The 23,389-nt window shown below is 64.2% G+C and carries 21 protein-coding genes; 17 read left to right on the forward strand and 4 right to left on the reverse strand.

What is annotated here, in order from left to right; translation table 11 throughout:
* Positions 1 to 2: 2 nt before the first annotated feature.
* The 3 genes from GD627_RS05010 (at position 3) to GD627_RS05020 (ending at position 3,008) form a co-directional block, all read left to right on the forward strand.
* A complete protein-coding gene (locus GD627_RS05010; RefSeq protein ID WP_152271551.1) occupies positions 3 to 764 on the forward strand; it encodes an ABC transporter permease in 762 nt (253 codons plus the stop codon).
* Positions 761 to 1,714, forward strand: a complete 954-nt coding sequence (locus GD627_RS05015) for an ABC transporter substrate-binding protein (RefSeq protein ID WP_152271552.1) — start codon at positions 761 to 763, stop codon at positions 1,712 to 1,714. Before GD627_RS05010 ends, GD627_RS05015 begins: the two co-directional genes overlap by 4 nt.
* Positions 1,715 to 1,790: 76 nt before the next feature.
* Positions 1,791 to 3,008 (forward strand): pyridoxal phosphate-dependent aminotransferase, encoded by a 1,218-nt coding sequence (locus GD627_RS05020; RefSeq protein WP_146361226.1) that lies wholly within the window; start codon positions 1,791 to 1,793, stop codon positions 3,006 to 3,008.
* A 98-nt stretch (positions 3,009 to 3,106) separates the two neighbouring features.
* Here the strand turns inward: GD627_RS05020 and GD627_RS05025 are convergent, their stop codons facing one another.
* Complete coding sequence (locus GD627_RS05025; RefSeq protein ID WP_146361228.1) at positions 3,107 to 3,343, reverse strand: exodeoxyribonuclease VII small subunit; 237 nt, start codon at positions 3,341 to 3,343, stop codon at positions 3,107 to 3,109.
* A 56-nt stretch (positions 3,344 to 3,399) separates the two neighbouring features.
* Complete coding sequence (gene xseA, locus GD627_RS05030) at positions 3,400 to 4,668, reverse strand: exodeoxyribonuclease VII large subunit (RefSeq protein ID WP_186764199.1); 1,269 nt, start codon at positions 4,666 to 4,668, stop codon at positions 3,400 to 3,402.
* Positions 4,669 to 4,814: 146 nt separating this feature from the next.
* Between xseA and GD627_RS05035 the strand changes: the two genes are divergently transcribed.
* From GD627_RS05035 to GD627_RS05055, 5 genes are all read left to right on the forward strand, one after another.
* Positions 4,815 to 5,642, forward strand: a complete 828-nt coding sequence (locus tag GD627_RS05035; RefSeq protein ID WP_152271553.1) for a hypothetical protein — start codon at positions 4,815 to 4,817, stop codon at positions 5,640 to 5,642.
* A gap of 67 nt (positions 5,643 to 5,709) precedes the next feature.
* A complete protein-coding gene (locus tag GD627_RS05040; RefSeq protein ID WP_146361232.1) occupies positions 5,710 to 6,795 on the forward strand; it encodes a 4-hydroxy-3-methylbut-2-enyl diphosphate reductase in 1,086 nt (361 codons plus the stop codon).
* A gap of 21 nt (positions 6,796 to 6,816) precedes the next feature.
* Positions 6,817 to 7,902, forward strand: a complete 1,086-nt coding sequence (gene ychF / locus GD627_RS05045) for a redox-regulated ATPase YchF (RefSeq protein ID WP_146361234.1) — start codon at positions 6,817 to 6,819, stop codon at positions 7,900 to 7,902.
* A 352-nt stretch (positions 7,903 to 8,254) separates the two neighbouring features.
* The gene (locus tag GD627_RS05050) at positions 8,255 to 8,821 is read left to right on the forward strand and encodes a hypothetical protein (protein ID WP_152271554.1); all 567 of its coding nucleotides are present in this window, start codon (positions 8,255 to 8,257) and stop codon (positions 8,819 to 8,821) included.
* A gap of 526 nt (positions 8,822 to 9,347) precedes the next feature.
* Entirely contained in the window at positions 9,348 to 9,932 is a 585-nt protein-coding gene (locus GD627_RS05055; RefSeq protein ID WP_194265959.1) for a hypothetical protein, read from the forward strand.
* Positions 9,933 to 11,350: 1,418 nt separating this feature from the next.
* Here GD627_RS05055 and GD627_RS05060 read toward each other — a convergent pair.
* Positions 11,351 to 11,917 carry a TetR/AcrR family transcriptional regulator gene (locus GD627_RS05060; protein ID WP_186764201.1) on the reverse strand — a complete coding sequence of 189 codons (567 nt, stop codon included), beginning with the start codon at positions 11,915 to 11,917 and terminating at the stop codon, positions 11,351 to 11,353.
* A 95-nt stretch (positions 11,918 to 12,012) separates the two neighbouring features.
* On the opposite strand from GD627_RS05060, the gene GD627_RS05065 reads away from it, so the two are divergent.
* The 3 genes from GD627_RS05065 to GD627_RS05075 all read left to right on the forward strand — a co-directional run bounded on the left by GD627_RS05065 (position 12,013) and on the right by GD627_RS05075 (position 14,234).
* Positions 12,013 to 13,026, forward strand: a complete 1,014-nt coding sequence (locus GD627_RS05065; protein ID WP_152271556.1) for an ABC transporter permease — start codon at positions 12,013 to 12,015, stop codon at positions 13,024 to 13,026.
* Positions 13,027 to 13,186: 160 nt separating this feature from the next.
* Positions 13,187 to 13,570, forward strand: a complete 384-nt coding sequence (locus tag GD627_RS05070) for a VOC family protein (protein WP_152271557.1) — start codon at positions 13,187 to 13,189, stop codon at positions 13,568 to 13,570.
* Between the two features lie 106 nt (positions 13,571 to 13,676).
* The gene (locus tag GD627_RS05075; protein ID WP_146361265.1) at positions 13,677 to 14,234 is read left to right on the forward strand and encodes a dihydrofolate reductase family protein; all 558 of its coding nucleotides are present in this window, start codon (positions 13,677 to 13,679) and stop codon (positions 14,232 to 14,234) included.
* Positions 14,235 to 14,266: 32 nt separating this feature from the next.
* On the opposite strand, the gene GD627_RS05080 is transcribed toward GD627_RS05075, so the two are convergent.
* A complete protein-coding gene (locus GD627_RS05080; protein ID WP_194265960.1) occupies positions 14,267 to 14,878 on the reverse strand; it encodes an NAD(P)-dependent oxidoreductase in 612 nt (203 codons plus the stop codon).
* Positions 14,879 to 15,342: 464 nt separating this feature from the next.
* Here GD627_RS05080 and GD627_RS05085 point away from each other — a divergent pair, with 464 nt between their 5' ends.
* The 6 genes from GD627_RS05085 to GD627_RS05110 all read left to right on the forward strand — a co-directional run bounded on the left by GD627_RS05085 (position 15,343) and on the right by GD627_RS05110 (position 23,373).
* Entirely contained in the window at positions 15,343 to 16,989 is a 1,647-nt protein-coding gene (locus GD627_RS05085) for a peptide ABC transporter substrate-binding protein (protein ID WP_146361269.1), read from the forward strand.
* 133 nt (positions 16,990 to 17,122) lie between these two features.
* Positions 17,123 to 18,049, forward strand: coding sequence for an ABC transporter permease (locus tag GD627_RS05090; protein WP_146361271.1), 927 nt, complete (start codon positions 17,123 to 17,125; stop codon positions 18,047 to 18,049).
* Positions 18,042 to 18,995 carry an ABC transporter permease gene (locus GD627_RS05095; RefSeq protein ID WP_146361273.1) on the forward strand — a complete coding sequence of 318 codons (954 nt, stop codon included), beginning with the start codon at positions 18,042 to 18,044 and terminating at the stop codon, positions 18,993 to 18,995. Before GD627_RS05090 ends, GD627_RS05095 begins: the two co-directional genes overlap by 8 nt.
* The gene (locus tag GD627_RS05100; RefSeq protein ID WP_152271559.1) at positions 18,992 to 20,689 is read left to right on the forward strand and encodes an ABC transporter ATP-binding protein; all 1,698 of its coding nucleotides are present in this window, start codon (positions 18,992 to 18,994) and stop codon (positions 20,687 to 20,689) included. Before GD627_RS05095 ends, GD627_RS05100 begins: the two co-directional genes overlap by 4 nt.
* A 315-nt stretch (positions 20,690 to 21,004) precedes the next feature.
* Positions 21,005 to 22,927, forward strand: a complete 1,923-nt coding sequence (gene typA / locus GD627_RS05105; protein ID WP_152271560.1) for a translational GTPase TypA — start codon at positions 21,005 to 21,007, stop codon at positions 22,925 to 22,927.
* Between the two features lie 86 nt (positions 22,928 to 23,013).
* Positions 23,014 to 23,373: a hypothetical protein gene (locus GD627_RS05110; RefSeq protein WP_194265961.1), complete on the forward strand. Its 360-nt coding sequence runs from the start codon at positions 23,014 to 23,016 to the stop codon at positions 23,371 to 23,373.
* Positions 23,374 to 23,389: the final 16 nt, after the last annotated feature.

Genomic DNA, 23,389 nt, shown 5'->3' on the forward strand with positions numbered 1-23,389 from the left:
GCATGGTGACCATCCCGCGCACGGACTACACCAGCACCAATGCCCTCGGGCAGGGCAGGGAATGGCTGATGGATCCGGCCAACTGGAGCGGACCGGCAGGCATTCCGGTGCGGACGTTCGAGCACCTGCAGTACACCGGGCTGGCCCTGCTCATCGCCGCCGTCATCGCCGTGCCGCTGGGCCTGTTCATTGGGCACACCGGCCGCGGGCAGGTTGCGGTGGTGGCGGTCTCCGGGCTGCTGCGGGCCCTGCCCACCCTGGGCATGCTCACCCTGTTCGTCCTGCTGGCCGGGCTGGGGCTGATGCCGCCCATCTGGGCCCTGGTACTGCTGGCCGTTCCCCCGCTGCTGGCGGGCACCTATGCCGGAGTCTCGTCCGTGGACCGCAGCGTGGTGGACGCTGCCCGCAGCCTGGGCATGAGCGAGACGCAGATACTGTTCCGCGTGGAGGTCCCCAACGGCATGCGTGTCCTGCTGGGCGGGCTGCGCGGTGCGGCCCTGCAGGTAGTGGCGACGGCGGCCGTGGTGGCCACGATCAACCTGGGCGGACTGGGCCGCTACCTGATCGACGGCCTGGCGGTGGGGGACTACGGCCGGGTCTTCGGAGGAGCGGTAATCATTGCCCTCGTGGCGCTCGCCGTGGACGCCGTGATTGCGTTGGGATCACGCTTTCTGATCCCGTCAGGACTCGGCCGCCTTGACGCGGCCGGCAAATCGACCGGCAGCGGAGTGCCCGCCGCCGGCGCACAAGGAGGAAACAAATGATCCAGTACCCGCGCCCCAACGGACGGCGGAAGGCCCTGGCGGTCCTGGCCGGTTCCCTGGCCCTTGCCCTGGCCGGCTGCAGCGGAGGAGGGGATCCGCTGGAAAATGAGAGCACCCCGGCAGCTTCGGGCAGCAGCACCGGTCAGGCCCTGGTGGTGGGTTCCGCCGATTTCCCGGAAAGCAGCACCATCGCCGAAATCTACGCCGGTGCGCTCAACGCGGCCGGTATCGAGGCGGAAACCCGGCTGGGCATCGGGTCCCGTGAGGTGTACATCCCGGCACTGCAGGACGGCTCGATAGACCTGATTCCGGAGTACACCGGGGCCCTGCTGGTGCACATTGACCCGGAAACGAACCTGGTGGATCCGGGGGAGATTGTGGATTCCCTCAGCGAAAACCTGCCGGAGAACCTGGTGGTGCTCAAGCCCTCCGACGCCGAGGACAAGGACGCCATGGTGGTCACCTCCGCCACGGCCGAGAAGTACCAACTGGAGAGCATTGAGGACCTGGCGAAGGTCTGCGGTGAACTGACCCTCGGCGCCCCGGCGGAATTCGCCGAGCGCACGCAGGGCACGGACGGGCTGAAGGACAAGTACGGGTGCGAGTTCAAGGAGTTCACCGCCATTGGCGACGCCGGCGGTCCGCTGACCGTTGACGCACTGCTCAAGGACGACATCCAGGTGGCCGACATCTTCACCACTACCCCGGCGATCGAGGAAAACGGCCTCGTGGTCCTCGAGGACCCGAAGCAGAACTGGCCCGCGCAGCAGGTCATTCCGCTGATCGCGGACGACCGGGTGAATGACCAGGCCCGTGAGGTGCTGGACGAGGTATCCGCCCAGCTGACCACGGAGGACCTTATTGCCCTGAACCAGGCCGTCAGCGGCGACCAGAAGCTGGATCCGGCCGAGGCTGCCTCCGACTGGCTGAAGGAAAAGGGCCTGGCCTGATCTGAGCCTTCAGGCGGCGGCGCCCCGGCGGTGAAACATGAGCTGAGGGCGCGCCGCCCTGTGGCATCCTAAAGAAATGGCAGAATTCAAGCAGTCGCACAAACTCCACAACGTCCTGTATGACATCCGTGGACCGTTGCTCGACCACGCGCAGCGGATGGAAGCAGCCGGGCACCGGATCCTCAAGCTGAACATCGGCAATCCCGCGCCCTTCGGCTTTGAAGCGCCGGAGGCCATCCTGGTGGACATGATGCGGCATCTGCCCAAGGCCCAGGGCTACAGCGATTCCCGCGGCATTTTCTCCGCGCGGACCGCCGTGGTGCAGTACTACCAGGGCCGCGGGATAAACAACATCGACGTCGATGACGTGTACCTGGGCAACGGGGTCAGTGAACTGATCACCCTCTCCCTGCAGGCCCTGCTCAACAACGGTGACGAGATCCTCGTCCCCGCCCCGGACTATCCGCTGTGGACTGCTTCGGTTTCGCTGGCGGGCGGCACGGCGGTGCACTATCTGTGCGACGAGTCCGAGCACTGGTGGCCGGACGTGGAGGACCTCGCCTCGAAGATCACCGACCGGACCAAGGGCATTGTCCTGATCAACCCGAACAACCCCACCGGTGCGGTCTACCCGGAGCACGTGGTGAAGGCCATCGTGGACCTGGCACGCAAGCACGGCCTGATCATTTTCTCCGATGAGATTTACGAAAAAATCCTGTACGACGACGCCGTGCACGTGAACTCGGCGTCCCTCACGGGCGACGACGTCCTCTGCCTGACCTTCAGCGGCCTGTCCAAGGCCTACCGGATCGCCGGCTACCGCAGCGGGTGGATGGCGATTTCCGGGCCGAAGCGCGATGCCGCGGACTACATCGAGGGCATCAACCTGCTGGCCAACATGCGCCTGTGCGCGAATGTGCCAGCCCAGCACGCCATCCAGACCGCCCTGGGCGGCTACCAGAGCATCAATGACCTCATCCTGCCCGGCGGCCGCCTGCGGGCGCAGCGGGACAAGGCACACCAGATGCTCAACGACATTCCCGGCGTCAGCTGTGAACTGGCGCAGGGGGCCCTCTACCTGTTCCCGCGCCTGGACCCTGAGGTCTACCCGATCAAGGACGACGAACAATTTGCCCTGGACCTGCTCAAGCAGCAGAAGATCCTGATCTCGGTGGGCACGGCGTTCAATTGGGTGCGCCCGGACCACTTCCGAATGGTGACCCTGCCCAACGTGGAGGACATCGAGGACGCCATGACGCGGCTGGCCGAGTTCCTGGGCAGCTACAAGCCGTAGCGGGCGGGGCAGGGGACAGCCCGCCGCCCCCTTAGACACCTCGCTCGTTCCTCGCTCGGCGATGCGGGGCTCACGGGCTGTCCCAGCCCCGCCCCGCCTTACTCGCCGGTGGCGGAGCTGCGGGCAGCGTCCAGGCGCTGGCGGGCACCTTCCAGCCAGGATTCGCAGCGGGTGGCCAGCTGCTCGCCGCGCTCCCAGAGCGCCAGGGATTCCTCGAGGCTGGCGCCGCCGGTCTCGAGCCGGCCCACCACGGACAGGAGTTCGTCGCGGGCCTGCTCGTAGCTCATGGCCTCGATGTCTGCGGGTACAGCGGGTGTTGCGGGTGTTTCGCTCATGGTGTTGTCCTCTTCGGGTTTCCAGGTTGGTGGGTGTATGAGCCGGCGGGAGCCGGTTAGTGGATGCCTTCGGTGGCGGTGAGTTCGCCGGCGGCCACCCGGATCCGCAGCTGCGCTGCGGCCGGGACCGTGCCGGCGTCGCGCACTACGGAGCCGTCCTGCAGCTGGACGACGGCGTAGCCGCGGTCAAGGGTGTTCTGCGGCGAGAGCGCCCGGACCTGGGCACGCAGGTGCCCGATCCGGTCCGTATCCCGCCGAACCTCCGCCGTGACGGCGGACAGGGCCCGGGACCGCAGGCGGGAAATCTCTTCCCGGCGGCGGTCCACCATGGACTGCGGTGCGGCCAGGGCGGGACGGGAGCGGACGTGGTTCAGCCGGTCCGTTTCCCGTGCCAGCACCGTGCCGAGGACGCGCCGCAGCTGGGCCCGTGCCTGCCGGATTCGGGCGAGTTCCTCGCCGACGTCGGGCACCACGCGCTTTGCAGCGTCGGTGGGCGTGGAGGCACGCAGGTCCGCCACCTCGTCCAGCAGGGGCCGGTCCGCTTCGTGGCCGATGGCGCTGACCACCGGAGTCCGGGCCGCCGATACCGCGCGGACCAGGTCCTCGTGGCTGAAGGCCAGCAGGTCCTCCAGCGAACCGCCGCCGCGGGCAATGATGATCACGTCCACTGCGGGCAGGGCATCGAGTTCCGCCAGGGCCCGGGTCACCTCGGTCACGGCGTTCACGCCCTGGACCGCCACTTCCCGGACTTCGAACTCGACGGCTGGCCAGCGGAGGGCGGCATTGCGCATCACGTCCTTCATGGCGTCGGAGTTCCGGCCGGTGATCAGCCCGATCCTGCCCGGCAGCAGCGGCAGCGGCAGCTTGCGGTCTTCACGGAAGAGACCTTCGGCGGCCAGGGCATGGCGCAGCCGCTCGATCCGGGCGAGCAGATCACCCAGTCCCACCGGCCGGATGTCGCGGGTCTGCATGGACAGCCGCCCGGTCTTGACCCAGAAATCGGGTTTCACCAGGGCCACCACCCGGGCTCCGCGTTCCAGCGGCAGCTCCAGCCGGTTCATGACCGCGCTCCACGCCGTCAGCGAGAGCGAGACCTCGGCATCGACGTCGCGCAGGGTGATGTACGAGGCATTCGCGCGGCGGTTCAACTCGATCACCTGGCCTTCCACCCACGTGGCCGGCGCCCGGTCGATGTAGCTCTTCAGGTTCTTCGAAAGCAGGGCCAGCGGCCAGGGGTTTTCCGGGGACGTCTGCGCGGCCGTGGCGGGCAGGGTGGACTGCTCCGGGGTATTCTCGGGACTCAACGGTCCGCTGTCGTCTTGCATCAGGATGCTCCCGCGGTGGATTGGAACTGGCTTCCGGGCCGGTGGAGGAACCGGCCCAGGCTTAATGTCTATCAGGTGCTTCCCCCGCTCCGGGTGCGCCGCCGTCCCCGGGGGCGGCGGAACCCAAGGACAAGGAACCTTCTTTTATGCGCACCATCGCTTCATTCGTCTGCGGCCTGCTGGCCGTCCTGCTCGCCTCGGCCGCCTTCTGCGGGGCCTGGCTGACGACGAACGTGGTGTCGGAAAGCGGATTTGCCGCACTGGGGGAGCCGCTGGCTGAGGACGAGGCGTTCCAGCGCGAACTCGCGTCGGCCCTGTCCGCGCAGGTCACGGACTCGGTGGACGTACCCGCACCGCTGGCCGGTGTGGTGGGCCCGCTGATCACCTCGGCGGTGGAGCAGGTCCAGTCGCTGCCGCAGTACCCGCAGGCGTGGAATGACACGCTGCACCGTTCCTATGCGCTCACCTTCTCCGACACAGCGGACAGCAGCGGCACCCCGCTCACGCTCGACGTCGGGCCCCTGGTGGATCTGGTCACCGGGAAGGTGGGCGGCGACCTGTCCGTGGAGCTGCCGGCGGCCGGGCAGGTGCCCGTGGAAATCGGAAGCGCCGGGCACGCCGAGCTGGTGCGGAACGCCGAGCGGGCCGCCGAGGCGTGGCCCATGGCCGCGGTCGCTGCCGCCGTCGCCGCCCTGCTGGCCCTGCTTGCCGCCCGACGCCGGTCCACCACCTTCGCCCTGCTGGGTCTGGGCACGGCACTTGCCGGGGGAGTGCTGTGGCTGGCCGCCGGGATGCTGCCGGGCCAGGTGTCCGCCCAGCAGCTCGGCAGCCCGGTGGCCTCGGCGTTTGCGGAGGCGTTTGCGGGGCAGGCTGCGGCTAGCCTGCAGACCTGGACCATCGGCCTGATGCTGGGCGGGGCCGCGGCGTGCGTGGCCGGACTGCTGGCACGGGTCCTGCGCGGGTCCCGGCGGTAGGTGTGCTGTGAGCGTACGCACGGCCTTTGGGGACGGGAACGCGCACCCCACCCGATAGCATGGGTGCATGACCAGCACAGTTATCTCCGTGCCTATGCCCACCGTGCCCCGGCGGCGCCGCACCCCCGAGGAAGTGGCCGCTGCCGCTCCCGTTTTCGGCCCGCGGCGCGTGATGCTCGCGGCCCCGCGGGGCTACTGCGCCGGAGTGGACCGGGCGGTCATCGCCGTCGAAAAGGCACTGGAAGCCTACGGCCCGCCGGTCTACGTCCGGAAGCAGATTGTCCACAACCTGCATGTGGTGACCACCCTGGAGGAAAAGGGTGCCATCTTCGTGGACGAAACCGACGAGGTCCCCGAAGGCGCCCGGCTGATCTTCTCCGCCCACGGTGTCTCACCGGCCGTGGTGCAGTCCGCCAAGGACCGCAACCTGCAGACCATCGATGCCACCTGCCCGCTGGTCACCAAGGTGCACCGCGAAGCGGTCCGCTTCGCCCGTGACGATTTCGACATCCTGTTGATTGGACATGCCGGCCACGAAGAGGTCGAAGGCACCTACGGCGAAGCGCCGGAGCACATGCAGATTGTCAACGGACCCGAGGACGTGGACAAGGTCACCGTCCGGAACCCGGACAAGGTGATCTGGCTGTCCCAGACCACCCTGAGCGTGGATGAAGCCATGCACACCGTGAATCTGCTGCGTGAACGCTTCCCCTCCCTGCAGGATCCGCCCAGCGACGACATTTGCTACGCCACCTCCAACCGGCAGGCAGCCATCAAGAAGATTGCCCCGGAAGCGGACCTGGTGCTGGTGGTCGGTTCGGCCAACTCCTCCAACTCCGTCCGGCTCGTGGAGGTGGCGCTGGAATACGGCGCCAAGGCCTCCTACCGGGTGGACTTCGCCAACGAGGTGGATGAAAGCTGGTTCGAAGGTGTGGCCACGGTGGGCGTGACCTCCGGCGCCTCCGTTCCGGAGAACCTGGTCCAGGATGTGCTGCACCTGCTCGCGGAGTACGGCTACGGTGACGTCGAAGAGGTGGTGACGGCTGAAGAGGACATTATCTTCAGCCTGCCCAAGGAAATCCGGGCCACGCTGAAGGCCATGGGGGACTCCTCCCGCGGCCTCGGCGGCCGCCGCCGTGCCGACGAGTCCTAGCGCCCGGTATCATTTAGTACCGTGGCTCTTACTATTGGCATCGTCGGCCTGCCCAACGTCGGCAAATCAACCCTGTTCAATGCGCTGACCCGCAACAACGTGCTGGCGGCGAACTATCCGTTCGCCACCATCGAACCGAACGTCGGCGTCGTGTCCCTTCCGGACCCCCGCCTAGCCAAGCTGGCCGAAATCCACGGTTCGGCGCGCATCCTCCCGGCAACCGTGTCCTTCGTGGACATTGCCGGCATCGTGAAGGGTGCCTCCGAAGGCGAAGGCCTGGGCAACCAGTTCCTCGCCAACATCCGCGAAGCCGAAGCCATTGCCCAGGTTATCCGCGTGTTCGATGACCCCGACGTCATCCACGTGGACGGCAAGGTGGACCCGCGCTCGGACATGGAAACCATCAACACCGAGCTGATCCTTGCTGATCTGCAGACGCTGGAAAAGGCGATCCCGCGGGTGGAGAAGGAAGTCAAGATCAAGAAGCGCGACGCCGCGCAGCTGGCCGCCATGCAGGCCGCGCAGGCCGTGCTGGAACGCGGCGACACCATCTTCTCCTCGGTAGAGAAGGACAAGCTGGACATGGAGCACCTGCGGGAGCTCAGCCTGCTCACCGCCAAGCCGTTCATCTACGTGTTCAACGTGGACGACGCCGTGCTGGGCAACCCGGAGCGACAGGCCGAATTGCGCGAACTCGTGGCACCGGCGGACGCCATCTTCCTGGACGCCAAGCTCGAAGCCGACCTGGTGGAGCTGGACGAAGATGAAGCCCGCGAGATGCTGGAGATGAGCGGCCAGGAGGAATCCGGGCTGGACAAACTGGCACGCGTCGGCTTCCACACGCTAGGCCTGCAGACCTACCTGACCGCCGGTCCCAAGGAAACCCGCGCCTGGACCATCCGCAAGGGCGACACCGCCCCGCAGGCTGCCGGCGTCATCCACTCCGACTTCCAGCGTGGCTTCATCAAGGCTGAAGTGGTTTCCTTCGATGACCTGATGGAAGCCGGTTCCATGGCTGAAGCCAAGTCCCGCGGCAAGGTCCGGATCGAAGGCAAGGACTATGTCATGGCCGACGGCGACGTGGTCGAGTTTAGGTTTAATGTATAGATTCTTCGTCTGATTCAATAGAAATGCCGCCCTCACCGGAAACATTGAGGGCGGCATTTCTTGTTTACGGATCGAGGGTTGTATCGTCACCAGCCTTCGCGGATCTCGTGCGGTACCGCCCGCGAGCCTTTGAAGAGGAATAGCCAACACGGGTCACGACTTAGTTCGCCTCCGGAGGCCCCGATCCCAGCGGACATTTCCGATCGGGGCCTGTAGCTTTGAGCGAACCATTTACTGAAGGCAGGTCGAATGCGATGCTTGGCACCAACGGCTGTTCTCCGTCCGGCCGACAAATCAAGGAGTCACTATGTGGGGAATGGGGCTTAGACGGCGGGCTGTTTGGCCAAAGGAAATGACCATCCGGATTGATGACCACGCGCAGAACCTGAAGATGCTTCTCTTTATCCGACAGGCATGGATGATCGCCCAGGACATCGAAATTCCGGAACTCAGCCCTGTGCCTGCGACGGGTGCATCGAAGATCCCGGCGTCAGCAAGCCGTGAGGTATGGGATGAACGCTGGAAGCAGCAATGGGACCGCAGCTGGGACTGGTTCAACGTAAGCACAGTTCAAAACGAACCGATCTCACAGGAAGAGATGCAAAAACTCTCGAGCCCTGGTCAGGTACTCCACCCGATTGTGCCACCGTTCTGGCCCGTCGAATACGGCGAGGACGGGGTAGATCTGGTGGCCTTCAATACGTGGGATAAAGAGACAACGCCGAACTTTCCTTCCCGGTCCGAACAAGATAGCCTTCCGGCGCTGGTTAAGGCATGGCAAGACGGGCTCACGACGATCATCGTACTGCCCTATTTGGGGTACTTTGCGCAGCGTCTCAACGGCAGTCATCTTGCCATCTCAGCTGAAACCAGGAACGACCCGAAACTCTACACTGCGGCACTCCAAACAAGTCGCTGATACCAAGAAGCGCCCAGATGGCAAAGGACGGCGGCGCCGCTGGCAGGGGCCGGTGCCCCGCGCCGGCGGCAGGACCTCCGGCGCGGGAGCGGGGTTCCGTCAGCGGCCCATGCTGCCGCCGCCGGGGACATTCCTCAGATCAACCGGGACGTAGCGCTCGGCCTCCCCTACCTCGAAGGTAATCTGACTGCGAATGTTAGGGGTTGTTTGGCTACGGAACGTGGTGGGGTTTAGGTTTAATGTATAGGTTTTTCGTCTGAAACAATAAGAAATGCCGCCCTCGCCGGAAACGCTGAGGGCGGCATTTTTTGTAACCGGGGTCGATAGGTTTACGCTGACCTATCCGGGCAGAACTCCTTGGTCCAGAAGTGCGTTGGCCATCCGGTAGTCCCATGATCGCCCAGGCTGTGTCTTTCAGGGATTCTGTTCTCTTGTCCAAAGATCACCGAGTATGCCCCGTTGGGGCCGGCTGAGCTGCAGAAGGCCTTACTGGAAGGAATGAACAGTGCCCGCCTTTAGGACATATATGAGGATGTTTACGGCAGCTGCTGTGCTCCTAGTGGGAATGACCGGATGCGCTGAGAAGGGATCAAACACGACGATGTCGGAGAAGAACACCCCGGAAGAGGCAATCAGCGCCAGGGAAGGGCGGGACCGGGTGGTTGAACTCGTTTTCAATACCGCCGAACAGCTCGACGTCACCGGGTGGTGGCCCCGCAACGGCGCAGCGTGGGCGCAGGAGTGCACCCCCGAAAGCAGCCATGGACTGGGGGACGCCACGTCCGCTTATAGTTACGACCGCTGGGCGCCCCAGGGCACTGACCATATCGAGGACGCGAAACGCGTCTCCGAGTATTGGGAGTCCCTTGGCATGACCGTACGCACCATAAACCCGACAAAAGACCCGGTCGTGTTTGCCGAGGGTGGTCCCGTCCTCCGGGCTGAATTCGATACTGATGCACCTGAACAGTCGTACAGTATTAGCGCTATCGCCCCCTGCTCGCCGGGCGACGCTTACACACTGAATGAGGAGGACAGTGCAGAGCGGGATCAAGGCAAAGTCCTCCCGGGAGACGAAGGCCTCGTGCTTCAGGAAGAGCCCCCGCAGTAGCTCCAGGAAGGAATCCCAGCTGGCGCCCCGCCCGCAGGTTCCGGTGGGACCGGCTGGTCTTCTAGAGCCCTTAATCGAAGGAATGAATTGTCCGCCGCTAAGCCACATATAAGGATCCTCACGGCAGCGGCTTCCGCGCTCATGATGGGAATGACAATAACGGCCTGCGCCGAGAAGGAACCCAGTCCGGCAATCAGTGCCAGGGAAGGGCGGGACCGGGTGGTGGAACTCGTTTTCAATACCGCCGAACAGCTCGATATCACCGGGTGGTGGCCCCGCAACGGGTCAGCGGCAGCGCAGGAGTGCATGCACCCCCGAAAGCAGCCATGGACGGGAGGATGCCACCGCCAGTTACAGCTATGACCGTTGGGCGCCTCAGGGAACCAACCATATTGGGGATGCCAAACGCGTCGCCGAGTATTGGGAGTCCCTGGGCATGACCGTTCGCACGGTAAATCCGACAACGCACCCGACTGTTTTCGCCGAGGGTGGTCCCGTCCTCCGGGCTGAATTCGATACTTATGCATCGGACGAGTCGTACAGTATCGGGGCTACTGCTCCCTGCTCGCCGGGCGACGCGTTTACATTGAATGTGGAGGACAGCGCAGATCGGGATCAGGGCAAAGTACTCCCCGGAGACGAAGGCCTGGTCCTTCAAGACCCTCCGCAGTAACTCCACGAAGCAATCCCGGCCGAACTCCGGCACAGGGCGCCGACCGTGAGCCCGGGAGCTCTGATTGGGTGTGTTCCTTATAGGTATCTTCAGAAGCAGCGCTCCCTTCTGGACTCGGCTGCAGCCAAGCTGCACTATTTCAGGGCGTCCCGACTTCTGGTGGTGCTCGCCGTTCAGGGGGAGCTGATAGAGACATAGGGCCCCATCGGCAGGGGGCTGACCAAAGGCCTCGACTGCGAAGCCGACAAACGACGGTTAGCTCAAACGTTGCTCTGCTACGGAATGTGCCCGAATTGACATTTGATGTTTAGGTTTATTGCCTGAATCAATGAGAATAAGTGGCGTCGACAGGTCTTGCGAAGGGGCTATTCCAGCGGACTCCGTGGTCCGGAAGTGCGTTGGATGGTCGTAAGTCGTGTTTGCCTTCTGGCCACCCTGGCAAACAAGGGTCGAGGAACGGCCATAGTCGGCCCTCGCGCCGTGTCACAGGATTCTCTGGCCGGTGGAGCATTCTAAAAACGCATGGGATCGACATAGATGTAGTTGGGACCAGCGGTGAGAATTGAGGATTGCCGGGAACGCATCGCGGTTTTCGCTTTTGCGAGCGTCCCCTCCGAGACCAAATTGCCGTACAGCGGGCAGTTCGGCAGGGACGGAATTGCCCTGCCCATCGCGATGCTTGCCGTGTTCGTGGTCCTCGTGGGTCTGAGCAAGGGCGCCCGTGCGAGGGTGCTTGCCTGCAGCCTTACGAAGTGCGGCTCCACAGCAGATACGCCTGTGCCACCTGGGCCTGCACCCTGGGCGCTGCTTCACGGATCGGCGGGATCTGCGGCCGGGTGATCGTCGCTACCGCAACGATGACCTCCAGTGCGGTGAGGTCCTGCCGGACCGCCCCCTGGGTTTTCAGTGCAGCCAGCACCTGATCCAACGCCTCGACGGCCGGGCGTTGCACCTGTGCCAGGGGAGTGGCGTCCAAATCGCGGGCGGCACCTGCCTGCAGCGCGAGGCCATCGGTCAGCGCACCCAGCTCCATGGACATGAGGTGCGATAAGAGCTGCTCCCATGACGCTGCAGCGTTCGTTTCCAGCCCGGCGCGGGCCTCGTCTGCCGCTTCCAGGATGCCCTCGACAGTGTCCTGAACTACGGCTCGGACCAGTTCATCGCGGGAGGGGAAATTGCGGTACAGGGTGGCAATGCCGACTCCGCTCGCCGCGGCTACTGTCTCCAGCGCAACATCGCCGCCCCGCTGGGCGAATAGGTGCCTCGCATGGGCGATGATCGCTTCTCTCCGCCGTGCAGCGTCTGCCCTCATCCCAGTTCCTTTCAAGTTGACTCCCAGTCTAAACCGGAGGAATATCATCCGGTAGATACGGAGGAAAGTCCTCCACATAAATGTTTGAAGGATCCATGACAGTTCAAGCGCCGGTCTCCGGCTCCCATCGAAAGCACGCAGCCATCTGGGCGGGCCTGACCGTAGGACTCTCGGTCATTCTGCTTGCACTCCTGATGCTCTTCATTTCACCCTCGCTCCATTCCGGACCACGGGACCTTGGCCTGGGCGTCGTCGGATCGCAGGAGAAGGCCGAATCAGTCTCGGAAACCCTGGAGTCCCAGTCACCGGGCGCGTTTGTTGTCCAGGGCTATGAAAGTGCTGACGACCTGGAGCAGGGAATCCGGGACCGGGAAATCGTCGGCGGCTTTGACTTCTCACATCCGGAGGACATGCAGGTGTACGTAGCGAGCGCCGGTTCAACCGCGGTGTCCGGGACCGTCAGCAATGTGGGCGCCACGATGGCGGGCAGCATGGGGCAGACAGCCGAGGTTGTGGACGTGGTTCCGCTTCCCTCCGGCGACCCGACGGGCGTGGGCATCGGAGGCCTGGCGTTCCCCCTCGTCTTCGGCGGCATTGTTCCGGCTGTAGCGTTCCGCTCCATGCTGCCCGGGAAACGTTGGTGGATCCTGGCCGGCCTCACCGGATTTTCAGTGGCCGGAGGGTTCGTCGTCGCCGCAGTTCTGAAGTACGTGTTCGGCAGCATTGAGGGTCCCCTGGTCCCGGTTGCGGCAAGTGTTGCGTTGGGTATTGCGGCACTGGCCCTGCCCCTGGCAGGTCTCAACGAGTGTTTCGGTACGAAGGGCTTCACAATCGCCGCCATGTCCATGATGTTTGTGGGCAACCCCTTCGCGGGCATCTCGACCAGCGCACAGTGGCTTCCCGCCGGAGTGGCCATGATCGGCCAGCTCCTTCCTCCCGGTGCCGCCGGCACCCTCGTCCGCGCCGTGGCCTATTTCGACGGCGCCGGCGGAGGCGCTGCGGCCCTGACCCTTAGCGCTTGGGTTCTGGCGGGGATCGTGCTGTGGTTTGGCGGCCCGCGCATCGCGGCCGCCAAGGCCGGGAAAGCGGCGGCACTCCCGGCGGACTAAGTGGAAACAGTCAGCGTCCGTCTTCTGACAAGAGCGGACCAGGAGCAATGACCAGGGGTGAAACCAACTGTGATTACTTCGAGCCGGCGGCGACTCGAAGTGTGCCGGCCCGGGGCGTGTTGCTCAACGTTGCCTGTTTGCTTTTCCATAGCATGAGCCCATGGACAAGGTGGTGTGGTGGGAAGTCGAGACGAGCGATCCGGAGCTCTTTCAGCGGTTTCATGCGGCGCTGTCGGGCTGGTCTTTTGAGCCTGCCTTCGCGGACACGGAGCTGGGTGCGGACTACTGGATCATCACGGCGGGCGATCGCGGAATCGGCGGGCTTCAGCGGGCCGACCCGTCGGCATCTCCTCCGTCTGCAGGACCACGATTGTATGTGGCTGTCGATGATCTTGAGGCGGCGCTCGGCCGTGTTGTAGCGCTCGGCGGCCTGGTGGAGCGGTCCCGGGTTGCCTTGGGCGGCGACGACCGGTGGTTCGGCATTTTCCGAGATCCAACCGGGGTGTCCTTCGGCCTGTGGACCGGGCACGCAGGGCGGCCGTGAGAAGGCTGAGCACCGACACTGCATACCGGGTGCCTGGTGCTGCGGACCTTCCCGAATTCAGTCCGCAGCCCATTGCTCCCGGGACCCTGCCACTTAGAATCGTCCTATGGGCCGCCTGACTTTCGGTATCAACGTCATGCTGGATGGTTGTGTCGACCACCGGGAGGGTATTGCCGACGACGAGACACACGCCCACTTCACCCGCCTCATGGACGAGTGCGGCGCAATGCTGTGGGGCCGCACCACCTACGAAATGATGGAGAGCTACTGGCCGCTGGTTGCCCGTGGAGAGGTCGAGGCGCCGCCCGCGATGCGCGAGTGGGCTCTCAAACTGGAAACCAAACCCAAGTACGTCGTATCGACAACCCGCAGCGACTTTCCGTGGACCGGCAGCCACCACGTCGTCGGCGACCTGCGCACCGCCGTGCAGGAACTCAAGGACCGGACGCCCGACGGAGTGCTCGTCGGCAGCGGCAAACTTGCGGCTGAGCTGGACCGGCTGGATCTGGTGGACGAGTACAGATTCCTTGTCCACCCCATGATTACCGGCCACGGCCCGACGCTGTATCAGGGGATGTTGCCCAGTACGCGTCGCCTGGACCTGATCTCTGCGGAACCGCTCCAAAACGGTGCGCTCGCAGTGCACTATCAACGAGCCGACTGAGACCACGTGTAGCGGAATCCGCCGCAGCGGGGTTAGCTGCTGACTCCGAAGGCCTTACCGACGGAGGAATCGTCGGTCAGGGTGTGCAGCATGCAGGCAGCGAGATCGCGGCGGGGGATTGACCCGCCCAGCTGCCCGCCGTCGGTGGTCTCCAATGCCTTCCACGTGCCGGAAGGTTCCTTGTCCGTCAGCCCGGTGGGACGCACAATGGTCCAGTCCAGGCCGGAATCCTTCACCGCAGCCTCCTGCCCGTTGTGATCCGCCAGCGCCTTGGCCAGCACCGCCTTCATGACGAGCCGCAGCGGAGCAGGCATCTGGGAGCCCGAATCTCCGGCTCCCAGCGAGGACTGCACCACCAGCCGGCGGACCCCCTTCTCCTGCATGGCGGAGATAACGCTCCGGGTCACCGCGGTGCGCTGACGGGGCACGCCTTTGGCGCCGCCAACGGTGACGACGACGGCGTCGGCCCCGGATACTGCCCGCGCGGCCGCTGCCGGGTCGGTGGCGTCGCCCGCAACCGCCTGCACGCCGGCAGGGGCCTGCCCGCTGCGGGAGAGGACCGTGACCTCGTGGCCGGCAGCGTGTGCCAGAGCAGCCAGTTGCGCTCCCGTGCCCCGGGACCCGCCGATAATCGTGATTTTCACTAAAGCCCTCCAACTCGCCGTCGGGCGCGGGATACGCCTGAGGAGGGAATTTTACCGCGGCCGGGTACGAGCCGTCTGTGCAGGGGGTGCGGTAGATTCCGGGCCCCGCCGCCAAAGACCGGCACGTCGAGGCATCGACCCGGTGAGGCGATTGTGGTGCAGATAAAACAGCTGGACAGTGTCGCAGGAAACAGGCGCATGTGACATGTCATTGCATGTAATACGCAGGGGGTATGCCAAATTGTTACCAGCGGCGCCGATGCGCTTTAATCCCATGTACGGACGCGGCTTTAGCTGCCGGCCGCCGGCGGACGACGCGTCGATGCAAGGGCGGCACCCCTACTTTGTTACCGTCGTGAATCAACTTGGGCTTATGCTGTTGGCTTTGTGAGTCGGTTCACCATTTGGCGGAGCCGCAACGCCGGCGTGACAACGCCGGAACCGAACAGAACTTAGGAGGCGGAATGCGCGTCACACGCACTTCCAAAATGCTCAGCGTAGCGGCTGTTGCCGCACTCGCGCTGAGCGCCTGCGGTGGAGGATCCGACGAGTCGGCCGAAGGTACCGGTGAAAGCGGCGACAACACCGCAATCATTACTGCCAACGGCACCGAGCCGCAGAACCCGCTGATGCCGGTCAACACCAACGAAGTTGGTGGCGGACGCATCATGGACCTGCTCTTCGAGGGCCTGGTCAGCTACGACGCTGACGGCAACACAGTCAACGAGCTTGCCGAGTCCATTGAGACCGAGGACTCCCAGACCTACACCATCAAGGTGAAGGCAGACCAGAAGTTCACCAACGGCGAGGCAGTCACGGCCAAGTCCTTCGTGGATGCCTGGAACTTCGGCGCGGCAGCCAAGAACGCCCAGCTGAACTCGTACTTCTTCGAGAGCATCGAAGGCTATGACGAGGTCAGCGCCGAAGGCGCCACGGCCGACACCATGAGCGGCCTCACCGTCGTTGATGACAACACCTTCACCGTTAAGCTGAGCCAGCCGGAGTCCGACTTCCCGCAGCGCCTCGGCTACACGGCCTTCTTCCCGCTCCCGGCTGAAGCTCTTGCGGATCCGGCTGCCTTCGGCGAAAAGCCGGTCGGCAACGGTCCGTACATGCTCGACGGCGACGACGCCTGGCAGCACGAGGTCCAGATCGACCTCGTCGCCAACCCGGATTACACCGGAACCCGTGTCCCGCAGAACGGCGGAGTGACCTTCAAGTTCTACTCCTCCTTCGACGCTGCCTACGCAGACCTGCAGTCGGACAACCTGGACATCCTGGACACCATGCCCAACTCGGCATTGAAGACGTTCAAGACCGATCTGGGCGAGGGCCGCTTCTCCGAGAAGGCATACGCAGGCAACCAGACCATCACCATCCCGGGCTACCTGCCCGAGTTCTCCGGTGAGGCCGGCCAGCTGCGCCGCCAGGCCATCTCCATGGCCATCGACCGGGAAGAGATCACCGACGTGGTGTTCTCCGGTTCCCGCGAACCGGCCAAGGAATTCACCGCTCCGGTGATTGAGGGCTACAGTGACAGCATCCCCGGTGAGGAAGTGCTGGAGTTCAACCCCGAGAAGGCCAAGGATCTGTGGGAGCAGGCCGAGAAGATCGAGCCCTGGCCCGCAGATAAGCCCTTCACCATTGGTTACAACGCTGACGCCAACCACAAGGAGTGGGTGGACGCAGTAGCCAACGGCCTGAAGAACAACCTGGGTATCCAGGCTGAAGGCAAGCCCTACGCAACGTTCAAGGAACTGCGCGCAGATGCCACAGCCAAGACGCTCGCCGGCGCCATCCGTACCGGCTGGCAGGCCGACTACCCGTCGCTGAACAACTTCCTCGGCCCGCTGTACGGCACCGGGGCAGGGTCCAACGACGGCGACTACTCGAGCGAAGAGTTCGACAGCCTCCTGAGCGAAGGCCTTGCGGCCTCCACTCCTGAAGAGGGTGCCGAGATCTTCAACCAGGCCCAGGAAGTCCTGCTGAAGGACCTTCCGGTTATCCCGCTGTGGTACCAGGTGGCACAGTCCGGCTGGAGCAACAACGTGGAAAACGTTGAAACCGGCTGGAACGGCGTCCCGGTCTACTACAACGTCACCGCCAAGTAGCATCATCTAGACCGACCGATCCGGGGCCCGGCCAGAAGGCCGGGCCCCGGCTTGTATTCGGGTTCTTACCAAGAACAGGTATACAAAACATGCGAGACCAAAATCCCCCCCAGCTGGCAGGAGGCCATCCCTAATGGCCGGCTACGTCCTTCGACGCGTTCTACAAATGATCCCCGTCTTTTTCGGGGCAACGTTCCTCGTTTATTTCCTGGTCTTCTCGCTGCCCGGTGATCCGATTGCCGCACTGTTCGGCGACAAGCCGGTAAATGAAGCAGTGGCTGCCCAGCTGCGCAGCCAGTACAACCTGGACCAGCCTTTCATCGTGCAGTATCTGCTGTACCTGAAGAACCTGGTCACCTTTGACCTCGGCGTGGACTTCTCCGGACGGGAGGTCTCCGCCGTTCTGGCCCAGGCCTTCCCTGTCACCATCCGCCTCGCCTTCCTGGCACTGATGTTCGAAGCCGTCTTCGGTATTGTCTTCGGCCTGATCGCCGGTCTGAAGAAGGGCAAGATCTTCGACAGCACGATCCTGGTTGTTTCCCTGATCGTCATCGCCATTCCGGTGTTCGTACTCGGTTTCCTGCTGCAGTTTATTGTGGGTGTTAAGCTCCAATGGACTTCGCCCACCGTGGGCGGCGACGCCGGGTTTACGGACCTGATACTGCCGGCTCTGGTACTGGGCCTGGCATCCTTCGCGTATGTACTGCGCCTCACGCGCACATCGGTAATCGAAAACATGAATGCCGACTATGTCCGCACCGCCACAGCCAAGGGCCTGTCACGGCCCCGCGTGGTCACCGTGCACATCCTGCGCAACTCACTGATCCCCGTAGTGACCTTCCTCGGGGCAGACCTGGGTGCACTGATGGGCGGCGCCATTGTCACCGAAGGCATCTTCAACGTCCCCGGCGTGGGGCAGCGACTTTACCAGTCCGTCATCAGGGGAGAGGGGCCCACCATCGTGTCGATCGTGAGTGTCCTCGTCTTCGTCTACGTCATCGCCAACCTTCTCGTAGACCTCCTGTACGCCTGGCTTGATCCGAGGATCCGTTATGAATAAAGACACCGCAAACACCGAGCACTATGTGGCACCGCTGGAGGAAACCCCTCTGGCCGAAACGGACAGTGTCAAGGAAGAAACCAAGGCGCTGAGCCTGTGGGGCGAAGCCTGGCGGAACCTGCGCACACAGCCGCTGTTCATCATTTCCGCCCTGCTGATCCTGCTGATCCTCACTGTGGCTGCCTTCCCCGGCCTGTTCACCAGTGCCTCTCCGGACGAAGGCTGCCTGCTGGCCAACTCCGACGGCGGTCCCGCCCCCGGGCATCCGCTGGGCTACACCTTCCAGGGCTGCGACGTTTACGCCCGGGTGATCTACGGAACACGTGCCTCCGTCCTTGTCGGTCTGCTGACCACCATCGCCGTGGTCATCATCGGCGGTATTTTGGGCGCGCTGGCCGGCTACTACGGCGGCTGGCTGGATGCGATCCTGGCCCGCCTCGGCGACATCTTCTTCGCACTGCCGCTGATTCTCGGCGCGATCATCATCATGCAGCTGCCTGCTTTCCGGGAGAACCGGACCACCGTCACTGTGGTCTTCACCCTCCTGATCTTCGGCTGGCCGCAGGTGGCGCGAATTACCCGCGGCGCAGTGATTTCAGTCCGCAACGCGGACTTCGTGGTGGCCTCGCGCTCCCTCGGAGTGTCCAAGTTCTCGGCACTGATGAAGCACGTCATCCCCAACTCACTGGCTCCGGTGATTGTCATCGCCACCATTTCACTGGGTACCTTCATCGTTGCCGAGGCAACGTTGTCCTTCCTGGGCATCGGACTGCCGCCCAGCATCATGTCGTGGGGCAATGACATCTCGGCTGCACAGACCTCGTTGCGGTCAAACCCGTCAACGCTGCTGTGGCCCGCCGCCGCACTATCCATTACCGTGCTGAGCTTCATCATGCTCGGCGACGCGGTCCGTGATGCTCTCGATCCGAAGGCGCGCAAACGATGACCATCAACACCGAAAACACGGCTGCCCTGCAGCCCCTGCTGGAAATCCGCGACCTCGCGATCAGCTTCTCCACCTCCAACGGCGAGGTTCAGGCGGTGCGGAACGCACACCTGACGGTGATGCCGGGCGAAACCGTGGCCATCGTCGGCGAATCCGGTTCGGGCAAGTCCACCACCGCACTGGCGGCGATCGGCCTGCTGGACGGCAACGGACGGGTCAGCGGCGGACAGATCATTTTTGACGGCGAGGACATTTCCCACGCCAGCGAAAAACGGCTCCAGGAACTGCGCGGCAACTCCATCGGCATGGTGCCCCAGGATCCGATGTCCAACCTGAACCCGGTCTGGAAGATCGGTTTCCAGGTCAAGGAAACGCTGCGGGCCAACGGCCTCCCGCACACCCCTGCGGACGTCGCCAAGGTGCTGGAGCAGGCGGGCCTTCCCGACGCCGAACGCCGGGCCAAGCAGTACCCGCACGAGTTCTCGGGCGGCATGCGCCAGCGCGCACTGATCGCCATCGGCCTGTCCTGCCGGCCCCGGCTGCTGATCGCCGACGAACCGACGTCGGCTCTGGACGTCACCGTCCAGCGGCAGATCCTGGACCACCTGGGCACGCTCACCGATGAACTGGGCACCGCGGTACTGCTGATCACCCACGATCTGGGCCTCGCCGCGGAACGGGCACAGAAGGTCGTGGTGATGTACAAGGGACGCGTGGTGGAATCCGGGCCGGCCCTGGAGATCCTCACCAATCCGCGCCACCCGTACACCCGCAAGCTCGTGGAATCGGCACCGTCCCTGGCCTCCAAGCGGATTGACTCGGCCAAGAGCCTGGGCGTGCAGAGCGCTGACCTGCTGACGTCGGAAGACAGCGCCAAGCTGAAGGCCGCGGACAACGTCATTGAGGTCAAGGACCTGACCAAGGTCTTCAAGCTGCGCAGCGGCCTGGGGAAGTCCACGGACTTCACCGCCGTGGACAACGTGTCCTTCGACATCAAGCGCGGCACCACCACCGCCGTCGTGGGGGAGTCCGGTTCGGGCAAGTCCACGGTGGCACGCATGGTGCTGAACCTGGAGACGCCCACCAGCGGCTCCATCATGTACAACGGGGTGGACATGACCACGTTGAACACCAAGCGCCTGTTTGAGTTCCGCCGCCGCGTGCAGCCCATCTTCCAGGACCCCTACGGTTCCCTGGACCCGATGTACAACATCTTCCGCACCATCGAAGAACCGCTGCGGGTGCACAAGATCGGCACGGCCAAGAGCCGCGAGGCCAAGGTCCGCGAACTGCTGGACCAGGTGGCACTGCCGTCTTCGGTGATGCGCCGCTTCCCGAACGAACTCTCCGGCGGCCAGCGCCAGCGTGTTGCCATCGCCCGCGCCCTGGCGCTGGACCCCGAAGTGGTCATCTGCGACGAAGCGGTATCCGCACTGGACGTGCTGGTGCAGGCCCAGATCCTGAACCTGCTCGCGGACCTGCAGTCCGAACTGGGGCTGAGCTACCTGTTCATCACGCATGACCTGGCAGTGGTCCGGCAGATCGCGGACTTCGTATGCGTGATGGAAAAGGGCAAGCTGGTGGAGACCGGCACCACCGACGAAGTCTTCGACGCGCCGCAGCAGGACTACACCCGTGCCCTGCTGGCAGCCATCCCCGGCTCCCGGCTGGAACTGCCGCCGGAAGTCGCATAGCGGCGGAGCCGGGCAGGCACTGAAGGCGGGGAACCGGAAGGGTTCCCCGCCTTCAGCGCGTCCGGTGTCGGACCCCTGCTCCGGACGCGTCGGTACTCGCCCCGGAGGGCCGCATTAGGGATCATATGGTCTTGCGACTAGAATGTTAGCGTGCCCGCTGACGGCGGGGCCTTCGGTGGATTCTGACTGGTGATTGAGCAAGCGCTTGAAGCAGCAAACGCATCAGCATTCGTACAGAACAGCCGGATACGCCGGAACCAATCCGGCCTATAAGATTCACCCCGAACTGATCTCCTATGAATTGAGTCCTCACGCATGTCAGAAACCAACACGGCTGTAAACACCGCAGTACGAAGCGATCTCCGCAACGTTGCGATTGTGGCCCACGTTGACCACGGTAAGACGACCCTCGTCGACGCCATGCTGAAGCAGACGAACTCGTTTGCCGCCCACGGTGACGTGGAAGACCGCGTGATGGACTCCGGTGACCTGGAGCGCGAAAAGGGCATCACCATCCTGGCCAAGAACACCACCGTGTTCTACAACGGCCCGGCTGCCAAGGGCGAAACCATCACCATCAACGTCATTGACACCCCCGGCCACGCCGACTTCGGCGGCGAGGTCGAGCGCGGCCTGTCCATGGTCGACGGTGTTGTCCTCCTCGTTGACGCGTCCGAGGGTCCGCTGCCGCAGACCCGCTTCGTGCTGCGCAAGGCACTGGCCGCCAAGCTGCCGGTAGTCCTGCTGGTCAACAAGACCGACCGTCCCGATGCCCGGATCGACGAAGTTGTCAGCGAGTCCATGGACCTGCTGCTCGGCCTCGCCTCCGACCTGGCGGACGAGGTGCCGGACCTGGATCTGGACCTCATCCTCAACGTTCCCGTTGTCTACGCCGCAGCCCGCGTCGGTGCCGCTTCCCTGGAGCAGCCGGCCGACGGCGATGCCCCCGCGAATGACAACCTGGAACCGCTGTTCCAGACCATCCTGGAGCACATCCCCGCCCCCACGTATGATCCGGAAGGTGTCCTGCAGGCGCACGTCACCAACCTGGACGCTTCGCCGTTCCTGGGCCGCCTTGCCCTGCTGCGTATCTTCAACGGCACCCTGCGTAAGGGCCAGACCGTTGCCTGGGCCCGCCACGACGGCACCATGAAGACGGTCAAGATCACCGAACTGCTGGCCACGAAGGCACTGGACCGCGTTCCGACCGAGTCCGCCGGCCCCGGCGAGATTGTGGCCGTCGCCGGTATCGAGGACATCACCATCGGTGAAACCCTGACCGACGTCGACAACCCCAAGCCGCTGCCGCTGATCACCGTTGATGATCCCGCAATCTCCATGACCATCGGTATCAACACCTCGCCGCTGGCCGGCCGGGTCAAGGGTGCCAAGGTTACGGCCCGCCAGGTCAAGGACCGCCTCGACAAGGAACTGATCGGCAACGTGTCCCTGAAGGTCCTTCCGACCGAGCGTCCGGATGCCTGGGAAGTCCAGGGCCGCGGCGAGCTCGCCCTGGCCATCCTCGTGGAGCAGATGCGCCGCGAAGGCTTCGAGCTGACGGTCGGCAAGCCGCAGGTTGTCACCAAGATCATTGACGGCAAGGTCAATGAGCCGATGGAGCACATGACCATCGACGTACCCGAGGAATACCTCGGTGCCGTCACGCAGCTGATGGCCGTCCGCAAGGGCCGCATGGTCAACATGGCCAACCACGGCACCGGCTGGGTCCGGATGGAATTCATCGTTCCCGCCCGTGGCCTGATCGGCTTCCGCACCAAGTTCCTGACGGAAACCCACGGCGCCGGCATCTCCTCGTCCATCGCCGAGGGCTACGAGCCCTGGGCCGGTCCGATCGAATACCGCACCAACGGTTCGCTGATCTCCGACCGCTCCGGTGTTGTCACCCCGTTCGCCATGATCAAGCTGCAGGAACGCGGTTCCTTCTTCGTGGAGCCCACCTCAGAGGTCTACGAAGGCATGATCGTCGGCGAGAACTCCCGCGCCGATGACATGGACGTCAACATCACGAAGGAAAAGCAGCTCACCAACATGCGTGCCGCGTCCTCGGACACCTTCGAGAACCTGACCCCGCCGCGGAAGCTCACCCTGGAAGAGTCCCTTGAATTCGCCCGCGAGGACGAATGCGTCGAGGTCACTCCGGAATCCATCCGCATCCGCAAGCTGGTCCTGAACGCCAATGACCGTGCCAAGGCCAACCGCGCACGCGCCAAGGCCTAGCCATCACCGCCGCGGCTGACACCGGCAAGAGGTCCCCGCGCTGGCGGGGGGCTCTTGCCGCCGTGGCCGGAGGAATCCTCGCGGCTGTGCTGGGCACGTCCCTGCACAGCCACGTGGTGTACGCCGGTGAGAACGGGCTGCCGGTCGGTTCGCTGCTCGCCGTGGTGTTCAGCTGCGCCGTCGCCCTGCTGATAGGCCTACGGCAGCGCAGCGCCCTGCTGAGTGCCGTCACCGGCGTGGTCACGTACCTGGTGCTGGGATTGTTTTCCCTGGACCTGGTCAGTGAAGTGCCGCTGATAGTGACCGGTTCATCCGCCGCGGAACAACCGCCGGTGGTAGCGGCCGGACTCGTCTGGCTGTTCGGGCAGGCAGTGGCCACCGTTGTAGCCGTCCTGATCTGCACGCGTGTGCTGGGCCGGGACCGCGCCGCGGGAACCGCCGCCTAGGCGGAGCGAAAAACCT

The organism is Arthrobacter yangruifuii (assembly GCF_009192775.1).
Lineage (GTDB): Bacteria > Actinomycetota > Actinomycetes > Actinomycetales > Micrococcaceae > Arthrobacter_B > Arthrobacter_B yangruifuii.

Coding starts and splice junctions, on each gene's coding strand:
- GD627_RS05090 (WP_146361271.1), top strand. CDS start 17,123: ATGGCCGGCTACGTCCTTCGACGCGTTCTACAAATGATCCCCGTCTTT.
- typA (WP_152271560.1), top strand. CDS start 21,005: ATGTCAGAAACCAACACGGCTGTAAACACCGCAGTACGAAGCGATCTC.
- GD627_RS05020 (WP_146361226.1), top strand. CDS start 1,791: ATGGCAGAATTCAAGCAGTCGCACAAACTCCACAACGTCCTGTATGAC.
- GD627_RS05060 (WP_186764201.1), bottom strand. CDS start 11,917: ATGAGGGCAGACGCTGCACGGCGGAGAGAAGCGATCATCGCCCATGCG.
- GD627_RS05050 (WP_152271554.1), top strand. CDS start 8,255: ATGACCATCCGGATTGATGACCACGCGCAGAACCTGAAGATGCTTCTC.
- GD627_RS05035 (WP_152271553.1), top strand. CDS start 4,815: ATGCGCACCATCGCTTCATTCGTCTGCGGCCTGCTGGCCGTCCTGCTC.
- GD627_RS05055 (WP_194265959.1), top strand. CDS start 9,348: ATGAGGATGTTTACGGCAGCTGCTGTGCTCCTAGTGGGAATGACCGGA.
- GD627_RS05070 (WP_152271557.1), top strand. CDS start 13,187: ATGGACAAGGTGGTGTGGTGGGAAGTCGAGACGAGCGATCCGGAGCTC.
- xseA (WP_186764199.1), bottom strand. CDS start 4,668: ATGCAAGACGACAGCGGACCGTTGAGTCCCGAGAATACCCCGGAGCAG.
- GD627_RS05010 (WP_152271551.1), top strand. CDS start 3: ATGGTGACCATCCCGCGCACGGACTACACCAGCACCAATGCCCTCGGG.
- GD627_RS05025 (WP_146361228.1), bottom strand. CDS start 3,343: ATGAGCGAAACACCCGCAACACCCGCTGTACCCGCAGACATCGAGGCC.
- GD627_RS05040 (WP_146361232.1), top strand. CDS start 5,710: ATGACCAGCACAGTTATCTCCGTGCCTATGCCCACCGTGCCCCGGCGG.
- GD627_RS05100 (WP_152271559.1), top strand. CDS start 18,992: ATGACCATCAACACCGAAAACACGGCTGCCCTGCAGCCCCTGCTGGAA.
- GD627_RS05065 (WP_152271556.1), top strand. CDS start 12,013: ATGACAGTTCAAGCGCCGGTCTCCGGCTCCCATCGAAAGCACGCAGCC.
- GD627_RS05015 (WP_152271552.1), top strand. CDS start 761: ATGATCCAGTACCCGCGCCCCAACGGACGGCGGAAGGCCCTGGCGGTC.
- GD627_RS05075 (WP_146361265.1), top strand. CDS start 13,677: ATGGGCCGCCTGACTTTCGGTATCAACGTCATGCTGGATGGTTGTGTC.
- GD627_RS05095 (WP_146361273.1), top strand. CDS start 18,042: ATGAATAAAGACACCGCAAACACCGAGCACTATGTGGCACCGCTGGAG.
- GD627_RS05085 (WP_146361269.1), top strand. CDS start 15,343: ATGCGCGTCACACGCACTTCCAAAATGCTCAGCGTAGCGGCTGTTGCC.